The sequence below is a fragment of the Acinetobacter sp. YH12068_T genome (assembly GCF_024606005.1).
Classification (GTDB): Bacteria; Pseudomonadota; Gammaproteobacteria; order Pseudomonadales; family Moraxellaceae; genus Acinetobacter; species Acinetobacter amyesii.
This window is the reverse complement of record NZ_CP094555.1, coordinates 2149307-2168717: the sequence shown is the minus strand read 5'-3', so window position 1 is coordinate 2168717 and position 19411 is coordinate 2149307. Positions and strand designations below refer to the sequence as shown.

The following is a 19411-nucleotide window of genomic DNA, read 5'->3' as shown; positions in this document are numbered from 1 at the left end:
AGCCGTCAGTTTTATACGAAATTTTCCTGACTGCTATATCGATAAATCTTCTGAAATCAGACGATATTTAATGGGATGCTGAGGTTTTATCTGCAGACTCCAATTAAGTTATGCTTTACAATAGCGCGCGAAAATCATGTTTAAAAATTAGGTTTTCTACCTTAAAAGCTTTATGTTTAGGCCCCATTGGTGCATCAGGTAAATTAAATGTCGAAAAAGCAAGACATCATTAACGTTGCGCTCCAACTCTTCAATTCTTATAGCTATAACTCGATTGGTATAGATCGAATTATTGGGGAATCGGGCGTTGCTAAAATGACGTTTTATAAATATTTCCCCTCTAAAGCCAAATTAATTGAAGAATGTCTCGTGATTCGAAATCTTAATTTACAGGAATCACTTGAAGCTGCTATTGCAGAATGTGATCCAGAAGACCATCTTTCGCATATTAAAACCATTTTTGCTTGGTACGATGCTTGGTTTCATACCGCAGATTTTAATGGTTGTATGTTTCAAAAAGCAGTAGAAGAAATATCTAAAGTTTATCCGTCTTCATTGCAACCTGCGATCGACTATAAAGAGTGGCTTAAATCAAAACTAAGTACTGCCTTGCAAAATCTGGGCATTCAGCAAACTGAACAACTTGCTGCATTTCTGAGTAGTATTTTGGATGGCATGACTATTCAAGCCCAAATTGACCCCAACCAAGTGCATTTAGCAGATTATTGGAAGCGAGTTGAAACCTTAATTCGTTTGGAATTGGCCGCTTAAAATTTGCTTGTAGGCATCTGGGTTTTAAATCTAGAGACGACATATTTGTATTGATTAACCATCAATTTTTTTCACATAACTTAAGATTCTAAGAAAATAAAAAGCGCGATTATTTGGGGTAATCGCGCTTTGCTGACAATTGTGCGTTCAAATCATTCACTTTGTTAGCTTATGTCAATGATTTGATTTTCGAACGTTTTATACGTTTTCTCTCATTTATATTTTTACCCTCTGAATGTTAAATTCATTCGGTTTTTGCAGCAAAATAGACAGACTTGTCTGTTTTTTTGAATTATAGAGGATCTTAGGTGAATTACAAGACAGGAAAGAAAGGTTTGTGTGTTTTTTAATCTAGCTTAAGTTTAAATTAATCCACTATTTTTAAAGATAATATTAAAAAATTGATCATTAAGCTCGATGTAAATTAGATGATAAAACTATTTTTACATTTATGTGAGTGACGCTACGTGTTGGATGCAAGTGCATGGTCTAAGACCATTTTTTGAATATTTTATATGCAATAAGTATTTAGTGCGTGGGTTCTCAGCTTTTTATTTTTAAGTGAATTTTTGAATCGTGGATTTTACATAACGAAACATCTTCTATGGTTTTAAGCATTAAGTTTATTGATGAATTTGACTAAACTAGCAGCAAAATTATTTCCATGATTACAATTTAGAATTTTTATTATGTTAGGCAAAATATTTGCTGTATTAGAACAATTGGGTCTATCCGCCCAAAAACGTGCCATTCATGTGCAATTTTCCAACCCTGCGTTGAATGATGAGCTTTTTATTCAACGTATTGATGGGGAGCATGTCTTAAACCAAGGCCTGCAAGCGACTTTGATTTGCCTATCTACTAATGCCCTTATTCCATTAAAACAATTTATTGGCGCACAAGTCGCCGTTGATCAAGTGACCGATCAGGGCGAACTCTTCCGTACCACGGGTATTATTACCGAAGCCACCCAAGGGCAGAGTGACGGTTCACTCACGCTGTATAAACTCACTTTAGAAGATGCAACATCGCTGTGGCATAAACGCAGGAACAGCCGTGTGTTTATGAACAAATCTGTTCGCGATGTCAGTGAAACTCTGTTTAAAGAATGGCAAAGCAAAAGTCCGCTTTTTGCTGCCAGTCTAACGCTAGATCTAAGCGGTTTAGGCCAAAACTATGATGTACGACCTTTCATCATGCAGTCGAATGAAAGCGATTATGACTTTTTAACGCGACTTTGGCGCAGTGAGGGTATCAACTGGCTCATCGATGAAGCGCAGCTGAAAGTGCCGCATTCCTCAGCGCCAATTGAAAAACAAAAACTCCGCCTGATTGATGACAATAGCCAGTATCAAGCACTCAGCCGTCGTAGTATTCGCTTTCATCGTTCTAGCGCCACTGAAAAACAAGACAGCATCACCAGCTTGATCGGTGAGCGTAGCATTCAACCGACTGCGGTCCATGTGCAGCGCTGGCAAGCCGATGGACTGAACCAAGAAGAAGGCGCAGGTTCAGTTCAAAGCAAACATCAGCATAGCCAAAGCCAAGACAATGCCAGCTTAAGTTTGGAGCAAGCATGGCATATCAGCCCTGCATGGATGCAAGATTTAAAAGGCGAAGACCAAGCTACCGCTTCATCCAATAGCCAAATTGAAAAATTGAATCAAAACCTAACGCGCTATCACGAGCTACAATCGAAAAAATTCAGTGCACAATCGACTGTGCGTGATACCCAAGTGGGTTATTGGTTTGAATTGAATGAACACCCAGAAATCGATCAACACAGTGGTGCAGACAAACAATTTTTAATCACAGAAAAGAAATTCTATAACCAAAATAACTTACCCAAAGATCTCACTGAACAGGTCAATCAACTGATTGAACAAAGCCAGTGGAATATTAAACCCATCCATGAACAGGCCGAGCGTCAGGCCAATCAGCTCACATTACAACGCCGCAATATTGCGACGGTTCCTGAATATAACCCACTCGAACACCGTCCAAGCACCCATCCGCAACGGGCTAAAGTTGTCGGGCCAAGTGGTGAAGAAATACATGTCGATGAATGGGGACGAATCAAAGTTCGTTTCTTATTTACCCGTGGAGATGACCACAGCCATGATGGCGGTGCAGGCAGTAATGACAATGATACGGATTCTGCATGGGTAGATGTACTGACTCCATGGGCAGGTGAAGGCTATGGTGCACGATTCTTACCGCGCATTAATGAAATCGTGGTCATCGATTTCTTTGACGGCAACATCGACCGCCCATTTGTGGTGGGGCGTATACATGAAGCACAGCGCAGCCCAACCCAATTTGATAGTAAAGGCAAACTGCCAGACACCAAAAAACTGGCTGGAATAAAAAGTAAGGAAGTCCAAGGTGAAGGCTTTGGACAACTGCGCTTTGATGACAGCACAGGACAAATATCAACACAATTACAAAGCACCCATGGTGCCACTCAGCTCAACCTAGGGAACCTCAGTCATCCCAAAGAAACCGCAGAAAGTGCAGGTCGAGGTGAAGGCTTTGAACTGAGAACCGACCAATGGGGTGCAGTGCGAGCAGGACAAGGACTCCTTTTCAGCACACACCCGCAACAACAAGCAGCAGCAATGCACCTCGACGCACAAGCTGCAAAAGAACAAATCGAAGCCAATTTAAACAACAGTAAAGCCTTAAGTGAAGTGGCGAAAAATCAACAAACTGACCCACTTGAAGTCTTGGATAACCTTAAAAACTTCCTTGGACAAATCGAAAAAGGCAGTAAAGAAAAAGCTGATGCCTTTAAACAAGCCTTAATGATTTTATCTGCACCAAACTCAATTGCTGTGAGTAGTCAGGAAGATATTCATCTTTCAGCGGATGGACAGATCAGCCAAAGTGCAGGCGATAGCATCAATCTCAGCAGTCAAAAATCCTTAATTGCCCATGCACAAAGCAAGATCAGTCTATTTGCAGCACAAGAAGGCTTACGTGCGTATGCAGGCAAAGGCAAAGTTGAAATCCAAGCCCAAGGAGATGGGGCGGACCTGATTGCACGAAAGGGTATTCAAATTATTTCCACGGAAGATAAAGTAGATATAAAAAGTCCAAAGGAAATTATTCTTACTGCTGGTGGGTCACAACTTAAAATTACCAGTACAGGAATATTTCCAACGACTGCGGCGAAGTTTGAAGTAAAGGCGGGACAGCACAAGTTTATGGGGGGGGCAGAAGTTGGAGTTAATATACAGGGACTACCTGCATATGAAATATATAATGAAAAATTCCAAATCCTTTTGCCGTCCGGTGAGCCTATGAAGTTTATTGACTATAAGGTTTCTACGAGTGATCAAGAATTTATTGCACAAGCGGATAATAAAGGTAAATCTAAACGTATTAATACGGAAGGTGAAGAAGGTTTAATATTAGATTTAAACTGGATGACTTTAGAAATAGATGAAAGCGAAGGAGAAGTAGAATAATGGGAGGTGATCTAGACTGGAAGAGCAATACCAATACAACTGAGAATAGTTGCAAAATAGCACAGTGTGATTGTTTGACTTTTTGGGAAGTATATCAGCAAGTAGCGATGCAGCGTCTTTCAAATTTAAAAGATGCTAAACAAAACTTATATAGACTTGAAGAAGGTTATGAAGCACGAGCAAGAAGAATAGCGGCAGCATACGCTAAAATTTTCTTAGAAAAAGAGATAAATGGTAATGTAAATTTAAAAGGTCGTTATTACTGGATGGGTTTGGGTGCATTTGCATCTAAAACAGTTGCTAATGTTTTTGATCATTGGGGAAGTCAGACAGGTTATTCTGCTCCTATTATTGTAGATACTATAAAAGAACCAATCGATCTTTTTGCTTTAGGGAATTTGTGGCTATTTATGGATATTGCCCCTTGGCATTATGCTTGGAGCACTTCATCAAAAACATTTGATAGTTGTAGAACCCAAAGAAATATTTCAAAATTTACTCATATAAAAAAAGAAGTCATGAATCTACCATGGTCAAGTTGTTTGCCAGAGATTAATTACTTAGGAAGTACAAAGCAAATCAAAAATGCTTTTGCTTTGTTGCCTGAAATAGAGGCTATTTTTTTACAAGCAAAATCTGAAAAGCAAAAATATACTAATGCTAAAACTCAATTATTTGCTCATTTAATGGCTATTGCAGTTCAGGAACAATTTAATATCTTGCAAACTGTTGTTTGGAATAAGGCTTCCGCGAAATGGGGGGCAGAGAAGCAAAGAAGCTGGTATATGGGCTGGGCAATGCCAGATGCAACCTTAGTTTTGTCAAGCGATTATGATGTGGATGAAGTTAAGAAGGGTTGGTTTGGTACTTATAGTGGTAGTCGGGCGAAACAGTTGAGTGAATTGCCTGAGGATGTCTATATTTCGCCTTTTAGTGATACAAAGGCAGAGGACTACGATAGTCGAATGATTTGGATTAACAAAGCAGCTGAAAAATATCATCGTTTAATGTTGGATGATAGAGGTCGAACCTTTCTACATCAGGAGTTAAAAAAAATAACGGGGTGGAGTCAGAGTAAAGCAGACTTTATCTTTGGAGTACATCCAAATAGTAATGAAGGGAAAAAATAATGATTTTTTTAATAAAAGTTTCAATATGAAAAATTATCTAAGTTTAATTTTTGGATTTTCGATATGTTGCCTATTATTGGCATGTACTCCAAATACGAAAAGTGAAGGAAATGAAATAATGCCACAACAAAGTGTTATTTTACATTTTGGACAGCAAGGTTTAAAAGATTTTGTTCAATATAGTAATGCGCCGATGGATCGCCAACCTGCGGGGATGAATTTTTTATCACTGGATTGGAGACCGCCCAAACTGGGACAGGTTAAAATTGTGACTGAACAAAGCAACTTTGAGATTGATAATGTTATTAGTGTAATGGGGACGCAAGTTGCGCGATTGGGCAATGATGGTGTTTTAATTATGGATGTGACCGCTAGTTTACATGCTAATGAATATACGACGAGTGAAGATGCATATAACGCTTATGTCAAACTGATGAAGCAAATGAATGAGAAAAACTGGAAACAGTACTATTTACCTTTTACTGAACGTATAGATAAACAAGATAATCTAAAATATATGAGTAAGCATATGGGGAAGGTTATTGATCCAAGCCATATTTTAAGTTTTAAAGAATGGCAAGAAATGTTGAATATGACCAATGATCACATGTTTTTTGATTTATATAATAGTAATATTAATTTAGGAATATCTCTTTCTAGAACTCATAAAGACGATGAAAAAGAACAATATGTTGTTAGATATGGTTTTGAGCACTTTAGATATAGTGGTTTCAATGCTATTTCTAACTCAGATGAAATGACAGCAGAACAGTTAAAACAAGCCTTTTTAGATGAAAGGAGAGACAATGAAAAAGATCGTAAATTTAAGGAACAAAAAATTAAACTGGAAGGCTATCATATTGATGACAGCTATGTAGACCCTGATGTTTGGCAATATATGAAATAGGATATTTGGTGGGCTTTGTTTCAGAAAGTTGTTTGTTAGGTTTCATTTAGCAATATAATTATGAGATGAATAATCCCATACCTAACCTCCACCATGTAGAGGATAGTCTAATCAAGTATAATTTATTTAATGTAATGAAGAGTTTGCCTGAAGCTGAAAGTATCGAATGGAATGTGGTGGGGTATCCCCCCTAAAAATGATTAATCATTCTGTTTAATAATGGTAGGCTAAAAATGCTTTCAAGTAGATTATTTATTTACCATCATAAAAAAACTCACGTCAATACTTTAAATAGGGAGATATTTTCCCTGATTTTGAAAGTGATTGGGGTGATGTGTACTGGCAGTTTTATGCCCTTCGGGGCTTGATAATATTGGATCTCTAAAAAAAGAAGTATTAATTAAAAGAATATTTTATGAGCACAGCACAAGTTTATTTAAATGATGAGGAAATAGAAGAATTAGTTCGAGATATTCCTCTTGATACATCAATAATTTATGGGGAAGAAAAAAAAGAGTTCGGAGTTTGCCCTTATATTACATTTTATATTGATCAAAAAAAAACAAATGCGCAAGAATTTTTGATAAAAGTAATTGATATTTATGAGAAATTTGAATTCGAAATAATTGATAAGCTATTTCATTTAAGATTTCGATGTGATACAGAAGTTTGGAAAAAGGCAATTTCATGGATTAGAAGTCGTGAAGAAATATCAGCTGAAATGGCAAAAATTTATAAAAAATATTTCATTTACTATTTAGGTGCAACATCTGCACAATCTCAAGATCAAAGTCCACGTTGGGCTTTAAGTGCAAAGATTAGAGACTCTATTGAGCGCTATTCTAGTCTAAAATTAACTTTTGGTGATCAATGGTATAGATCCAATAAAGATATTTGGTACTCATTTGTTCAAAAATGTCTAGAAATGCTTAACCCAATTCAAGCATATAGTGGATATGAAATTGGAAACACAAGTCAATTTGCATTTGTTTCTCCTGAATTTGAAACAGTTGAACGGACTTTCACGGATTATTTTTACGGGCTCGATATTGATCATCCTGGTATGGAGTTTTCTCATGAAAATATGTTTATTGCAGAAGATCGGGATGGTTTAGGTGGCGGTATTCGTACCCCAACATGGTGCTTTTTACTTTCTTCCTACTGGCTAGAGAAACTAGGCTTGAGTGAAGAACAAATTCGTGAAAAACTGGATGATCCACGAATTGAAATTACTAAAATTATAGACCTAGAAGATTCAACAAAATACAGCTTATGGATACGTTTGGGAGAGCTTTCACTTTATCCAGTTGAAGAAGGTGTTCCTGATTTATTGGTGATGGCAAATGAACTAATTAAACCGATACGTTGTGATAACTTAAAACTGACCACTTTAGATGCATGGTCAGATGATCCAAATCCACGTTTTGATGCCGTAAGTTCAAAGCAATGGATTGCACGATTTGATGAAGACAGCACTTGGCCTGAATTAAAACGAGTGGAAGTTGAAGTTCAAGAACAAGAAAGAATAGATATTGTTATTGCCGGTAGCCCATGTCCTCACGCAGGTTATTGGTATACTTTTGCTAAAGAAAACTCACGTCAATATTTCAAACAAGGTGATATATTCCCTGATTTTGAAAGTGATTGGGGTGATGTGTACTGGCAGTTTGATGGTGAAGAATAAATGGATGTCCTTAGACGCTTGTTCATTTAAGCATGCCACAGAAATTCCAATCCAAAGGTCTAAAAAACAGAAGAAAAGCTATAGTGGCAAGAAAAAGAAATACACCTTTAAAGTACAAGCCATCATTCATTATAAAACTCAGAGAATTCTGAGTTTATGCGCTGATCGAGGTTCAGTACATGATTTTGAGCTCTTTAAACGCAACTTTAATCAGAATCCTATAGGGGGCTTTTATCCTCGCAGATAAGGGTTATCAGAGAATTTATGTTGTATATGTGAATAGTCTGTTGCTATCAAAAGCTAAACGTCACTGTAAGTTAGATCCTGAACTTAAAATTTATAACCAAGAGATCAACAAAAGAAGAATTGGGATTGAGCACATATTTGGTTGCCTTAAAACCTTTAAAATTTTGGCTGAGCGTTATCGAAATAGAGATAAAAGACTGGGATTACGATTCAATTTAATTGCTGGGGTTTACAATATGGAGTTGGATAAAAAATGATTTATGCAAGAGGTCTAATATATTTTTAAATTCACATAATATTTATTTCTTTACAAATAAAAACATTTTGATAGAATTTAAATTAAGTATAAGTAATGTAAGTAATTTCTAAAAATAAACTGGATATTTTAGAGATTTTTAGCAGAGGGTGTAGTGAAAATAATTAAATTTTTAGTCGTAGGTGCTGTGTTGTTAATTACTGGGTGTAGCTCGAAAGTTGTGACCTATGATGCAACTGGTCAGGTGATTGGATCATGTAAAGCAACACGTGGTTTACTTTCGACTGCCAGTGCCCATTGTGGTGGCTCAGGCAATGCGATTGGTGTGAATTACAATACAGTGGATGCCAAGACTGGACTATTACCAGTACCACCAAGTCAAAATCAGATTAATTTAGCACCGTAAATAATAGAGGGGAAATATTGTGAAATTATCAGCACTTATTGCATTAGTAGCAACGGTTGTACTGACGGGTTGTGCATCGACGGTTACTACATTTGACTCACATGGTCGTATGATCGGTTCATGTAAGGCGGAAAGAGGTTTTATTATTGGGGGGGGCGCAGGTTGTTCAGGTTCTGCAAACCAAGAAGGCCGTGGACGTTAATTTTTTCGTGATGATAGCAATAAAAAACCGAGCTAAATAGCTCGGTTTTTTGATCCAATATTATTGGAAATAATAAGAAATCTTATTTTTCAACGAATGCACGTTCGATCACGTAGTCGCCTAGAACTCCCATCTTAGGAGATTCTTTCAGGCCGTGCTGGTCAAGTAGTGCAGCAACGTCGTCTAGGAATGCAGGTGAACCGCAAAGCATTGCGCGGTCAGTTTCAGGGTTGAAACGAGGAAGACCAATTTTTTCGAAAAGTTGACCAGATTCAATGGCAGTAGTTACACGGCCCTGAGTATGGAATTCTTCACGAGTTACCGTAGGGTAGTAAACCAATTTTTCTTTCGCGCCTAATTCACCAAAGAATTCGTGGTTAGGAATTTCATCTAAGATTAAATCTTGATAAGCCAATTCCGAAATGAAACGTGTACCATGTACAACGATGATTTTTTCAAAACGTTCGTAAGTTTCAGGGTCACGAATTACAGAAAGGAACGGTGCAAGACCTGTACCTGAAGAAAGTAGGTATAAGTTTTTACCAGGGTTTAAGTCATCTAGAACTAAAGTACCTGTAGGTTTTTTAGACACTAAAATTTCATCGCCAACTTTTACTTTTTGTAAAATAGACGTTAAAGGACCATCTGGAACTTTAATAGAGAAAAACTCTAATTCTTCTTCATAGTTTGCGCTTGCAATAGAATAAGCGCGCATTAAAGGCTTACCATTTACTTCAAGGCCGATCATCACAAATTGACCGTTTTTAAAACGTAACGCAGTATCGCGAGTGGTTTTAAAAGAGAATAAAGTGTCATTCCAATGGTGGACGTGAGTAATCTTTTCGACGTTAAAAGCAGCCATTAAAGGTCTCAATAAAATTATCAAATTAGAACAGCTTACTATTCTAATCTAAAATCATTCTCGATAAACTGAATATATTTAATTGAACTTATCAGAAAAAGTGATTATGTCTGAGCTTAAAATGCCAATTATCGGGTATATGAAATCTCCCTACCGAGAAAAGTTTGGTATTCCACGTCAGCCAAATTTGGTGCAAGTCGAATCTTATATTGAAATGGTAGAACCTTATAACGATTTATTGGCTTTTGAGGGGATTGAAGATTTTAGTCATCTTTGGTTGATTTGGCAGTTTCATGAAAATAAAAATGTAGATTCGACAAAATTTCGTCCGCAAGTTCGTCCTCCGCGTTTAGGTGGTAATCAAAAAATCGGGGTATTTGCGACACGAAGTATGTATCGACCGTCACCTATGGGCTTGTCGGTTGTGCAGCTCAAAGCTGTAAAAAAAGTCGGTAAATCGGTACGAGTCTATGTGGTCGGTAGTGATTTGTTGGATGGAACACCAATTTTAGATATCAAACCCTATATTCAATATTCAGATGCAGTTATGGATGCGCACAGCGGTTATGCGCAGGATGAGCCAGAAAGAAAATCTGTGATTTGGTCAGAGCACGCTGAGCAACAAAAACAGGTATTTTTGAATAATGGCAATTTAACCGAACAATTAACAGCAGAACTGGAACAAGTATTGAGTTTAGATCCACGTCCTGCTTATCAGCATGATGATGAACGTGTGTATGGCATGTTATTTGGTGGATTGAATGTAAAATTTCAGGTCTGTGATCTACAAATTCTGATTATTGATATATCTCAATAAAAAAAGGAGCTTTTAGCTCCTTTTTTATTAAATGTGTAAATTATTTATTTGCCGCAAAACTTTGTTTGATCGCGTTAAGAGCAACATCGTTATACATGCTGCAAGAGTTCTCAGCTAATTGTTTAAACTCTAAAAATTGAGTTTTTTGAGTAGGATTAGTTGAAGTATTTATCCAATTATCAATAACCTTAATTAAATCCTGCATATTGTATTCCACTCCTTTAGGAGATAGGTAAGCGTCATAAAAACGATTTTTATATTGAGCTACGCCATATTCACTCTCATCATCAGCTACGGTATAGGCTACAGTATCTTTCATGATGTATTTTTTCGCAGTAATATTGATGTGTGCTGAATTAGCAGGAGACTTTCACTTGGGAGATTCTAGGCAGCTAACCGATAAAAGTCTTCTGCCATTTGATTTGGTGTCTTAAAATCCAAGCCTTTTTGAATTCTTCGCTGATTATAAAATAACTCTATATATTTTGTAATATCCGCTTTGGCTTCTTCCCTTGTTTTGTAGTTGCGATGATGGACTAGTTCATTTTTGAGTATGCCCCAGAAACTCTCTATCGGTGCATTATCAAAGCAGTCGCCTTTTTTGCTCATTGAACCCTGAAAATCAAATTTCTCAAGTAAGTTTCGATATTCATTACTGCAATATTGGCTGCCTCTATCTGAATGTACAATGAGATCTTTAGCAGGTTTCTGATTGCGAATAGCCATATTCAATGCATCACAAACAAGCTTGGCTGTCATGCGCTCATTTAAGCTATAGCCAACAACCTGTTTCGTGTAAAGATCTTTGACAGCTGCCAAGTACAACCAGCCCTCAGCCGTCCAAATGTAGGTAATGTCACTCGACCACGCAAGATTAGGCTTCGTCATTGAAAACTGTTGCTTGAGTAAATTGTCATAAATAGAACGGTTGTGATCACTGTTCGTGGTTCTTTTGAAACGCTTATGGCGCTTACAATACAACTGATTTGATTTTTTTATTTGGCGCACAGCATACGTACTTATTTTGATACCTTGCGCTTGTAAATGCTTGGTTAATCGAACATAGCCATAGCTTTGTTTGGTTTCTTCATGGGCTATTTTGACCAAAATTGTCTGCTGATTTCGCTGAATTGATCTTTTACTCATGCCTCGCTTTAGCCAATCATAAAAGCGAGAAACGGATACACGAAGTAATCGAGCCATTAAAATAATCGGAAATAAGTGGCTTTGCGATTTCATATAGGCGTACCTCACTGACTTTCTTTGGCAAAGTACGCTGCTGCCTTTTTTAAAAATTCACGTTCCATTTCAGCTGTTTTGAGCTGTTGTTTAAGCTTCTTATTTTCTTCGAGTAAGGCGTTTAGATCGGGCGAATACTGTTTTGTGCCTGCTAAAGTTCCAGCCTTTGCTTTGTTATTCCAGTTCGAAAGGGTTTGCATTGAAATGCCAAGTTGTCTAGCGGATTCCGATACATTACCTTGGTTCTCTTCAATGGCTTTTATGGCTTCAGCTTTAAATTCTGCGGTGTAAGTCTTCTGTTTCTTGCTCATGGTAAACTCCTAATGAGTATGTATAGTTTACCAAGTTAAACCCTCCTGTTTTTTAAGCACACATCATATCTGTACTAAGATCAACCCACCAGTCAGCTAAAAAACTTTGACTATCACTATCTGAGGAATCTGTTAAATCTAAATACTGTTCACTATTTGATACTTTATTTAATTGTAAACAGCGAGAACCAGCGGGAAACTTAATATTTGAAATAGCTGTTAAGTATTTGAGAGCATCGTTAGAAATATAGTTGCTTGAATCAGTAATATTATTTTTTATGATCCAATAATTATAGGCATCAACTTGAGATGCTAGGATTTCACCTTCAAGATTGAAGGACTTCATTGTTGTCGTAATTTTTAGACCTGATGAATTAATAGAGGAATGAGGACTTAGCGTCCACACATTATTTGCAATGGATATATTGCCATTCAGATAGCCATACGAACTGTGTAGAGATCCTTCATCATACAAGCCATTCGCTGTGACCATAAATGAATCGCTACTTTCTGAAGTATATAGTTTACCATTATCGATAGTTGCAGTATCACTTTCGTATGACAGCACATCACTTTCACTGTCGAGTTCAAAAGTTGACCACTGTTGGAAAGCAGCATTTGGTATCGTTGGATTTTCGCTGGAGTCATTATTAGAGGTTGAGCTTCCACCGCCACCGCCGCAGGCAGTTAAGCTAAGAATAGTCATGGTACAAATTGCTAATATTTTTATTTTCATCATAAATCTTCTTATATCGTTGTTATAAAGCCCTGAGAGGCAAATTTATTATAGCTTAAATTTATGAATGTTTTCATTAATAACAAAAATAGTATGCTTTCAGAAAATCTATGTGCAAAACACAAATGACACAAGCGTGCCTTTAGAATTTTTTGCTATAGTGGTTTTATGTTTGGGGAACATAGAACAATGACTTTTAATTTTGAAATTGACACTTCTTGGTGTTTAGACCTATTACAAAAAGATGGACGTATTACTGAACGGGACAAAATACTGATTCAAACCACGCACCGTCAGCGTGAGCAGTTGAAATGGCATCCTTTACAATGGATTGCCAATTTTAATTTAGTCGATCAGAGTCATCCACAGTCTACCTTAACATTGAATAGACTCTGTCAATGGTTGGCAGAAAAGTCAGGTGTACCGTTTTATATTATCGATCCTTTAAAAGCTGACGTGCCTGCTTTGACAGCCATTATGTCGCAAGAATTTGCAGTACGAAATCGCATTTTAGCGGTGGAATTACAAAATGAGCATGTGTTGATTGCAACGGATCAACCTTATAAAAATGAATGGATTGCAAATTTAGAAAGAACGGTATTACCACGCAAGATTCAGCGTGTATTGCTCAGTCCAGATCAACTACAGCGATATTTGGTTGAATATTACCAAGTGAGTCGTGCGGTCAGTAATTCTCAAAAATCATCGAGTTATGACCGTGAAAATAAAGGCGTTGAAGCGTTATTACAATTAGGTGATACACAAAATCCAGATGCTAATGATCAGCATATTGTGAAGCTTGTCGATTGGGTTTTACAGTTTGCCTTCGAACAAGGTGCAAGTGATATTCACCTCGAGCCGCGTAAAGATACAGGAAAGGTGCGTTTTCGTATCGATGGCGTATTGCATACCATCTACAACATGCCAGCAAATACGCTGACAGCAGTGGTTTCACGAATTAAGATCTTAGGTCGGATGAATGTGGCTGAAAAACGTAAGCCGCAAGATGGACGTTTAAAAACCCGTACACCCAAAGGCCAAGAAACAGAGCTACGTTTATCGACGTTGCCAACAGCCTTTGGTGAAAAGTTGGTTATGCGTATTTTTGACCCTGAAGTCTTGGTACGTAGTTTCCAACAACTCGGTTTTGAAGGGCGTCTGTTAGATGATTGGAAGGCCTTAACCAGTCATAGTCACGGTATTATTTTAGTGACCGGTCCGACGGGTTCGGGTAAAACCACCACGCTTTATTCATCACTCAAACAATTGGCAACCGAAGAAGTGAATGTCTGCACCATTGAAGACCCGATTGAGATGTTAGAGCCCAGTTTTAACCAAATGCAGGTGAATACAGGGATTGATCTGGGCTTTGCCGATGGTGTACGGGCTTTAATGCGTCAAGACCCTGACATTATCATGGTCGGGGAGATCCGAGATCATGATACGGCAAATATGGCGATCCAAGCTGCATTAACAGGTCATTTGGTGCTTTCAACTTTACATACCAATGATGCACCATCGAGTTTGACGCGATTACATGATCTGGGGATTCAGCCTTTTTTAACGGCAGCGACCATTTTAGGGGTTTTGGCACAACGTTTGGTTCGTCAACTCTGTCCACATTGTAAGCGTGAGACTTTTATCAATGAACAAGAGTGGAAACATTTGACCTTTGAATATGCGATACAAATGCCTGATTTTGTCTACGAGGCGGTGGGCTGTGATGAATGCCGTCAAACGGGTTATAAAGGCCGTGTGGGAATTTATGAATTTATGCCACTCAGTATTGAAACCAAGCAATTGATTGGTGCCAATGCAGATCTAACCCAACTAAGTACACAGGCACGTAAAGAGCATGTCGAGCCATTACGAATTGCAGGTGCGCGTAAAGTACTTGCAGGTGTGACGACTTTAGAAGAAGTTCTGCGTGTCGTACCGCTCAACTAATGGTTCGATCAAATAAATAAAAACGTCTTTGCAGCTTAAGATTCGACTCATCTTGCTTTGTTTAAATAGCGCTATCGAAATAGACAAAGTAAGAGAGATCGAAGATGAAAACATTCACTCAATTGGTATGTGGTTTAGCATTTGCAGGTGTGGCATCGGTTGCAGTCGCGAATACAGCAGTTAATCAAACAGCTGTTGCACCGATTAAAACCACATCAGTGAAACATGCCTTAGGCTTAAAAGATGATAGTAAAGTTCAATTGAAAGGTTATGTTGTGAAATCGATGGGCGATGAAAAATATCAGTTCCGCGATAGCACAGGCAGCATTACAGTGGATATTGATGATGAACTTTGGCAAGGCAAAGCGATTTCAGCTAAAACACCAGTAACGCTCATTGGTGAAATCGACATTGATTACAAACCGACGAAACGCGTTGAAGTTGATGTCGATCAAGTAAAATTTTAATTTAGCCTGTCATTCAATACAGTGCTGCACTATAAAAAACCACGGCTTGCTGTGGTTTTTTATGATTTGAGTAGATATGAGCAAAAGTTCGATACACTGAAGTCGGAACCATAGAAATAGGGTAGGTAAGATGCGAATTTTATTGGCAGAAGATGATGCATCCCAAGCCGACAGTATAAAAACATGGCTTGAAATGGATGGCTACAGTGTTGATTGGGTTGAGCGAGGCGATCACGCTATTTTGGCTTTAGAACAACATCAATATGATTGCATACTTTTAGATCGTGGCTTACCAAAAGTAACTGGTGATGAAATTTTAAAACGTATCGTACAGTTGCATCCGCTTACACCAGTTTTATTCATTACTGCTCGGGACAGTATTGCAGATCGTGTTGAAGGTTTAGATCTGGGAGCCCATGATTATTTGGTGAAACCCTTTAGCTTGGAAGAGTTGTCAGCAAGGGTGCGTGCCCAATTACGCTTGCATCATCAACAGCGTGATAATTCTCTGACTTTCGGGGATTTAAGTTTAGATGTACAAGCCAAAACGCTGCGTAAAAATGCGGAATTGATTACGCTGACATCGCGTGAATATCAAATTTTGCATAAGATGATGTTGAATCCTGAGCATATTATGACACGTAGCCAACTCGAAGAATCACTCTATGCATGGGGCGATGAAGTAGAAAGTAATGCGATCGAAGTTTTTATTTACCAATTGCGTAAGAAGATTGGCAGTGATTACATTAAAACCTTAAGAGGTTTGGGTTATCGCATGAATCTTCCGCAAAAAAGTTAAGTTTATGAGTGATAAAAAAAGCATTTCCTTACAGTCGCAACTGATTAAAACCTCACTGCTCAGTGCAATTTGGGCGGGAGCAATCTCTCTGTGTCTGATGTTGGGATTTGGTTTGTATCACATCATGAATGTACACGATGCCCTGATGGACGAAGTGGCAGATATGCTCACTGCTACTGATCTAACGCTGAAGCAAGACGAACAAATAGATGAACTGAGTGAAGAGTTTGATATGCAATATCAACTCATGCAAGGGTCGCAAGTCTTAACCACATCGGAACAACACACAGCATTTGAACATCAGCCCAATTTAAAACAAGGGTTGCATTATCAATGGGGAGAAGGCGCGCTTTGGCGTAGCTATGCACTTCAGGACGATGGATTAAGCGTACAAATCATTCAACCGATGAAAACACGGCTCAGAGAAACGCTGCAAAGCGTACTAGGCTATGCAGGGATTCTGTTGATAGTTTGGTTGATCCAATGGCTATTACTGCATATTTTGATTAAACGTCAATTGAAAGTTTTACAGCTATTTTCCAAACAAATCGCTGAAAAAAATGTAGATGACTTACAAGCCATCGTCTTACCTGAACCTGTATTGCAAGAACTAGAGCCGATCCAAACACAGCTGAATTTTTTATTAAGCCGATTAGATCAAGCCTTAGAGGCGGAACAGCGTTTTACCTCCGATGCCTCACATGAATTACGCTCACCATTGTCTGCGATTCAAATGCGACTTCAGGTATTAAAACGAAAATATCCCAACATTCAGCAGGATTTATTGAGCATACAGCACGATGTTAATCGAGGAACACGTGTGCTGGAAAATCTACTTATTCTGGCGCGGCTCGACCCGACGCAATCAGAGCAATTGGATAAAAAACAGAACGACTTAGAACAGCTGAGTTTACAAGTCATTGATGCTTTACAGCCGTTTATTGAAGAAAAACAGATCGAATTGAAGCTACAGACCCAGTCTGTACAGTTTGCTATGAACGCAGAGTTGATGTTTAGCTGTCTGCGAAACTTAGTCGATAACGCTATTCGTTATAGTCCTGAGCAAGGACAGGTCAAGATTGATTTAACGGTAACAGCACAGCAGGCGATTTGGACGATCGAGAATCAAGGTGCAGGACTGACAGCCGCAGAATTGCAACGCATTGGCGAGCGGTTTTACCGCGTATTGGGAACGAAGACGCAAGGTTCAGGTTTAGGTATTTCAATTGCCCAAAAAATTGCACAGTTACATCAAGGTCATTTAAGTGTGGATGCCTCTGAACTAGGCGGCTTAAAGGTACAACTCACTTTTCCAATCCGCTAAACACATGATTTGCCCTATGGAATTTGAGCGAAAGAGTATTGTGAGAGGAAGATGAGTGTTGCGATTTAAATTAAGTTTGAGTAGTTATAAAGCTTAATTTAACTAAGTACAAAACTTAAAAAGCAGTAAGCGAATGGCTTACTGCTTGTGTCCACGATTATTTTTATTGCGCTGATAATTATTATTTTTATCAGAAATTATTTGGTCAAAATAAGGCGATTATTTCGTGTTAAACGTAGTCGATATTCTTCACCTGCATGCATAATGCGAATTTCACGTCCTAAAGCAAAAAGGTTGTTTGAATGTAGCATTGGCAGTGAGTGGTGTGCTTCATTGCTACGAGTAAAAAGGCTAAATGGTGCGTTCATTCCGTCGACTCCGTGGTGTATTTCTGAATGATTTAAATGATAATCATTATCGAATAGGCCTGTCAACGGTAATTTTAGGATTTTATAAAAAAGATAAATTTGCTTACACTTGGATATCAATTGGAACAGAGTAGAGAACAGGGAACTATGTCGAAACCGCAAATCGATGTCGCCATTGCGATTTTATTGCATCAAGACAAAGTACTGGTGGGTTGGCGTGAAGCAAAACAACATCAGGGCAATAAACATGAGTTTCCGGGCGGTAAAGTCGAGCAGGGTGAAAGTCCTGAACAAGCGTGTCGTCGTGAAATTTTTGAAGAAGTTGGCATCGGTTTACATGACTGGCATGCTTTTGATTTTATTCAGCATGAATATGATGATGTTATTGTGAAATTACATTTATTTCATGCCACTGTCCCGCATGCATTGCTGAATGAAATCCAAAAGCCATGGGCCTGGTATTCACGTCAACAGCTCATGAGCTTGAATTTTCCAAAGGCCAATCAAGCTATTTTGCAACGTTTATATTGGCAGCAACAGATCAAAATCACCGCCGATCTACCAACATTTGAAACGCTTCAAGAGACGCTGTTGTATTATTGGCGAGTCGATGCCAGCGCAGAAAATGCAGAGGCATTAAATCAATTACCTACCGTGATTTTAAAGCAATTGATAATTAATGAAGATCTATGGTCATTACTCTCTACAGAGGTGCAAGCACATATTTCGGCTTTACATCTTAAGCAGCACCAATTGCTGAAAAAAAATAAAGGTGATTTACAGCTTGGGAAGCGCTATATCGCCGCTTGTCATGATCAAGTTTCTGCACTGCATGCGCAAAAAATTGGCTGTGATGCTATTCTTATGAGCCCAGTTCTGGCGACACAAAGTCATCCAGAGGCGCAAAGTATGGGATGGGCGCATTTTTCTGAGATTGCACGAAGCATAGAAATCCCTGTTTTTGCTTTAGGTGGGATGCGTCCTGAATTGCTACCTATTGCACAGCAGCATCATGCTTATGGGGTGGCAGGTATTCGCAGTTTTTAGAAACTAGAATGTGTATATTGAATTAAAGTCGTATTTGAAAGTTGTTATGTAAAATTCAGTGAAGGTTGGTTAGAAATAGACTTACTATTTGTAAGCTATTTACTGATGTTACGCCCGTAAAAATAATTACGCATTTTTAAAAATGATTTTTAAACCGATACGACGGAGTCTTAAATCTAGAGATTGAGTAAAGGGATTAGCCTTCGGCTGGAGGTACTCTTACGAAACGATGCTTCTCATTAGGCAAAATGAGAAGCGTGCTTCACAAGGAAACCATCTTGCGGTGCAATGCACCTCACTGACAAAACTCGTTCACTAGCGTCAATTTATCCAAAGTATCGCAAACATTTTTAAATAGATGTAGTCTTGTTTCAAACACTTGCGGATGACGTTACCGTGTATCGTACTTTTATTTAGATCAA

General features: G+C 38.3%; 20 protein-coding genes. 15 read left to right on the top strand and 5 right to left on the bottom strand.

Annotation, left to right across the window (positions count from 1 at the left end; translation table 11 throughout):
• Positions 1-207: 207 nt before the first annotated feature.
• The 9 genes from MST18_RS10475 to MST18_RS10440 all read left to right on the top strand — a co-directional run bounded on the left by MST18_RS10475 (position 208) and on the right by MST18_RS10440 (position 9072).
• The gene (locus MST18_RS10475; RefSeq protein ID WP_180102989.1) at positions 208-771 is read left to right on the top strand and encodes a TetR/AcrR family transcriptional regulator; all 564 of its coding nucleotides are present in this window, start codon (positions 208-210) and stop codon (positions 769-771) included.
• A 689-nt stretch (positions 772-1460) separates the two neighbouring features.
• Complete coding sequence (locus tag MST18_RS10470; protein WP_180134015.1) at positions 1461-4241, top strand: type VI secretion system Vgr family protein; 2781 nt, start codon at positions 1461-1463, stop codon at positions 4239-4241.
• The gene (locus tag MST18_RS10465; RefSeq protein WP_180134014.1) at positions 4241-5371 is read left to right on the top strand and encodes a DUF2515 family protein; all 1131 of its coding nucleotides are present in this window, start codon (positions 4241-4243) and stop codon (positions 5369-5371) included. The genes MST18_RS10470 and MST18_RS10465 overlap by 1 nt, the downstream gene beginning before the upstream one ends.
• A gap of 118 nt (positions 5372-5489) precedes the next feature.
• The gene (locus tag MST18_RS10460; protein ID WP_257227563.1) at positions 5490-6278 is read left to right on the top strand and encodes a hypothetical protein; all 789 of its coding nucleotides are present in this window, start codon (positions 5490-5492) and stop codon (positions 6276-6278) included.
• 415 nt (positions 6279-6693) lie between these two features.
• Complete coding sequence (locus MST18_RS10455) at positions 6694-7962, top strand: type VI immunity family protein (protein ID WP_180134013.1); 1269 nt, start codon at positions 6694-6696, stop codon at positions 7960-7962.
• Positions 7931-8209 (top strand): transposase family protein, encoded by a 279-nt coding sequence (locus MST18_RS16655; RefSeq protein WP_373684476.1) that lies wholly within the window; start codon positions 7931-7933, stop codon positions 8207-8209. Before MST18_RS10455 ends, MST18_RS16655 begins: the two co-directional genes overlap by 32 nt.
• A gap of 28 nt (positions 8210-8237) precedes the next feature.
• The gene (locus MST18_RS10450; RefSeq protein ID WP_257245643.1) at positions 8238-8465 is read left to right on the top strand and encodes a transposase; all 228 of its coding nucleotides are present in this window, start codon (positions 8238-8240) and stop codon (positions 8463-8465) included.
• Between the two features lie 153 nt (positions 8466-8618).
• Positions 8619-8870: a hypothetical protein gene (locus MST18_RS10445; RefSeq protein WP_180010878.1), complete on the top strand. Its 252-nt coding sequence runs from the start codon at positions 8619-8621 to the stop codon at positions 8868-8870.
• Between the two features lie 19 nt (positions 8871-8889).
• Entirely contained in the window at positions 8890-9072 is a 183-nt protein-coding gene (locus MST18_RS10440; protein ID WP_180005252.1) for a hypothetical protein, read from the top strand.
• An 82-nt stretch (positions 9073-9154) separates the two neighbouring features.
• Here MST18_RS10440 and MST18_RS10435 read toward each other — a convergent pair whose 3' ends face one another.
• The gene (locus MST18_RS10435) at positions 9155-9934 is read right to left on the bottom strand and encodes a ferredoxin--NADP reductase (protein WP_078189109.1); all 780 of its coding nucleotides are present in this window, start codon (positions 9932-9934) and stop codon (positions 9155-9157) included.
• Between the two features lie 106 nt (positions 9935-10040).
• Here MST18_RS10435 and tsaA point away from each other — a divergent pair, with 106 nt between their 5' ends.
• The gene (gene tsaA / locus MST18_RS10430) at positions 10041-10751 is read left to right on the top strand and encodes a tRNA (N6-threonylcarbamoyladenosine(37)-N6)-methyltransferase TrmO (protein WP_180134012.1); all 711 of its coding nucleotides are present in this window, start codon (positions 10041-10043) and stop codon (positions 10749-10751) included.
• A 40-nt stretch (positions 10752-10791) separates the two neighbouring features.
• Here the strand turns inward: tsaA and MST18_RS10425 are convergent, their stop codons facing one another.
• The 3 genes from MST18_RS10425 to MST18_RS10415 form a co-directional block, all read right to left on the bottom strand.
• Positions 10792-11070, bottom strand: coding sequence for a hypothetical protein (locus MST18_RS10425; RefSeq protein ID WP_180134011.1), 279 nt, complete (start codon positions 11068-11070; stop codon positions 10792-10794).
• A 65-nt stretch (positions 11071-11135) separates the two neighbouring features.
• Positions 11136-12301, bottom strand: a protein-coding gene (locus MST18_RS10420) for an IS3 family transposase (protein WP_119285041.1) whose coding sequence is annotated in 2 segments (ribosomal slippage) — positions 11136-12043 and positions 12043-12301 — 1167 coding nt in all. Because the reading frame shifts where the segments join, the coding sequence is not laid out codon by codon here.
• Between the two features lie 52 nt (positions 12302-12353).
• Complete coding sequence (locus MST18_RS10415) at positions 12354-13040, bottom strand: hypothetical protein (RefSeq protein WP_180133567.1); 687 nt, start codon at positions 13038-13040, stop codon at positions 12354-12356.
• A 186-nt stretch (positions 13041-13226) separates the two neighbouring features.
• Between MST18_RS10415 and MST18_RS10410 the strand changes: the two genes are divergently transcribed.
• The 4 genes from MST18_RS10410 (at position 13227) to MST18_RS10395 (ending at position 17574) form a co-directional block, all read left to right on the top strand.
• The gene (locus MST18_RS10410; protein WP_180133566.1) at positions 13227-14984 is read left to right on the top strand and encodes a GspE/PulE family protein; all 1758 of its coding nucleotides are present in this window, start codon (positions 13227-13229) and stop codon (positions 14982-14984) included.
• Positions 14985-15088: 104 nt separating this feature from the next.
• Positions 15089-15451, top strand: a complete 363-nt coding sequence (locus MST18_RS10405) for a NirD/YgiW/YdeI family stress tolerance protein (protein ID WP_180133565.1) — start codon at positions 15089-15091, stop codon at positions 15449-15451.
• 130 nt (positions 15452-15581) lie between these two features.
• Entirely contained in the window at positions 15582-16250 is a 669-nt protein-coding gene (locus MST18_RS10400) for a response regulator transcription factor (RefSeq protein WP_180133564.1), read from the top strand.
• Between the two features lie 4 nt (positions 16251-16254).
• The gene (locus tag MST18_RS10395; protein WP_180133563.1) at positions 16255-17574 is read left to right on the top strand and encodes a HAMP domain-containing sensor histidine kinase; all 1320 of its coding nucleotides are present in this window, start codon (positions 16255-16257) and stop codon (positions 17572-17574) included.
• Between the two features lie 197 nt (positions 17575-17771).
• Here the strand turns inward: MST18_RS10395 and hemP are convergent, their stop codons facing one another.
• On the bottom strand, positions 17772-17942 hold the full coding sequence (hemP, locus tag MST18_RS10390; protein WP_078189103.1) for a hemin uptake protein HemP: 171 nt from the start codon (positions 17940-17942) through the stop codon (positions 17772-17774).
• Positions 17943-18089: 147 nt separating this feature from the next.
• On the opposite strand from hemP, the gene MST18_RS10385 reads away from it, so the two are divergent.
• The gene (locus tag MST18_RS10385) at positions 18090-18989 is read left to right on the top strand and encodes an NUDIX domain-containing protein (protein WP_180133562.1); all 900 of its coding nucleotides are present in this window, start codon (positions 18090-18092) and stop codon (positions 18987-18989) included.
• Positions 18990-19411: the final 422 nt, after the last annotated feature.

What these genes read in the sequence shown, in the direction of transcription:
- MST18_RS10475 (WP_180102989.1), top strand. Translation starts at nt 208, where the DNA reads ATGTCGAAAAAGCAAGACATCATTAACGTTGCGCTCCAACTCTTCAAT.
- MST18_RS10470 (WP_180134015.1), top strand. Translation starts at nt 1,461, where the DNA reads ATGTTAGGCAAAATATTTGCTGTATTAGAACAATTGGGTCTATCCGCC.
- MST18_RS10465 (WP_180134014.1), top strand. Translation starts at nt 4,241, where the DNA reads ATGGGAGGTGATCTAGACTGGAAGAGCAATACCAATACAACTGAGAAT.
- MST18_RS10460 (WP_257227563.1), top strand. Translation starts at nt 5,490, where the DNA reads ATGCCACAACAAAGTGTTATTTTACATTTTGGACAGCAAGGTTTAAAA.
- MST18_RS10455 (WP_180134013.1), top strand. Translation starts at nt 6,694, where the DNA reads ATGAGCACAGCACAAGTTTATTTAAATGATGAGGAAATAGAAGAATTA.
- MST18_RS16655 (WP_373684476.1), top strand. Translation starts at nt 7,931, where the DNA reads ATGTGTACTGGCAGTTTGATGGTGAAGAATAAATGGATGTCCTTAGAC.
- MST18_RS10435 (WP_078189109.1), bottom strand. Translation starts at nt 9,934, where the DNA reads ATGGCTGCTTTTAACGTCGAAAAGATTACTCACGTCCACCATTGGAAT.
- tsaA (WP_180134012.1), top strand. Translation starts at nt 10,041, where the DNA reads ATGTCTGAGCTTAAAATGCCAATTATCGGGTATATGAAATCTCCCTAC.
- MST18_RS10425 (WP_180134011.1), bottom strand. Translation starts at nt 11,070, where the DNA reads ATGAAAGATACTGTAGCCTATACCGTAGCTGATGATGAGAGTGAATAT.
- MST18_RS10415 (WP_180133567.1), bottom strand. Translation starts at nt 13,040, where the DNA reads ATGATGAAAATAAAAATATTAGCAATTTGTACCATGACTATTCTTAGC.
- MST18_RS10410 (WP_180133566.1), top strand. Translation starts at nt 13,227, where the DNA reads ATGACTTTTAATTTTGAAATTGACACTTCTTGGTGTTTAGACCTATTA.
- MST18_RS10405 (WP_180133565.1), top strand. Translation starts at nt 15,089, where the DNA reads ATGAAAACATTCACTCAATTGGTATGTGGTTTAGCATTTGCAGGTGTG.
- MST18_RS10400 (WP_180133564.1), top strand. Translation starts at nt 15,582, where the DNA reads ATGCGAATTTTATTGGCAGAAGATGATGCATCCCAAGCCGACAGTATA.
- MST18_RS10395 (WP_180133563.1), top strand. Translation starts at nt 16,255, where the DNA reads ATGAGTGATAAAAAAAGCATTTCCTTACAGTCGCAACTGATTAAAACC.
- hemP (WP_078189103.1), bottom strand. Translation starts at nt 17,942, where the DNA reads ATGAACGCACCATTTAGCCTTTTTACTCGTAGCAATGAAGCACACCAC.
- MST18_RS10385 (WP_180133562.1), top strand. Translation starts at nt 18,090, where the DNA reads ATGTCGAAACCGCAAATCGATGTCGCCATTGCGATTTTATTGCATCAA.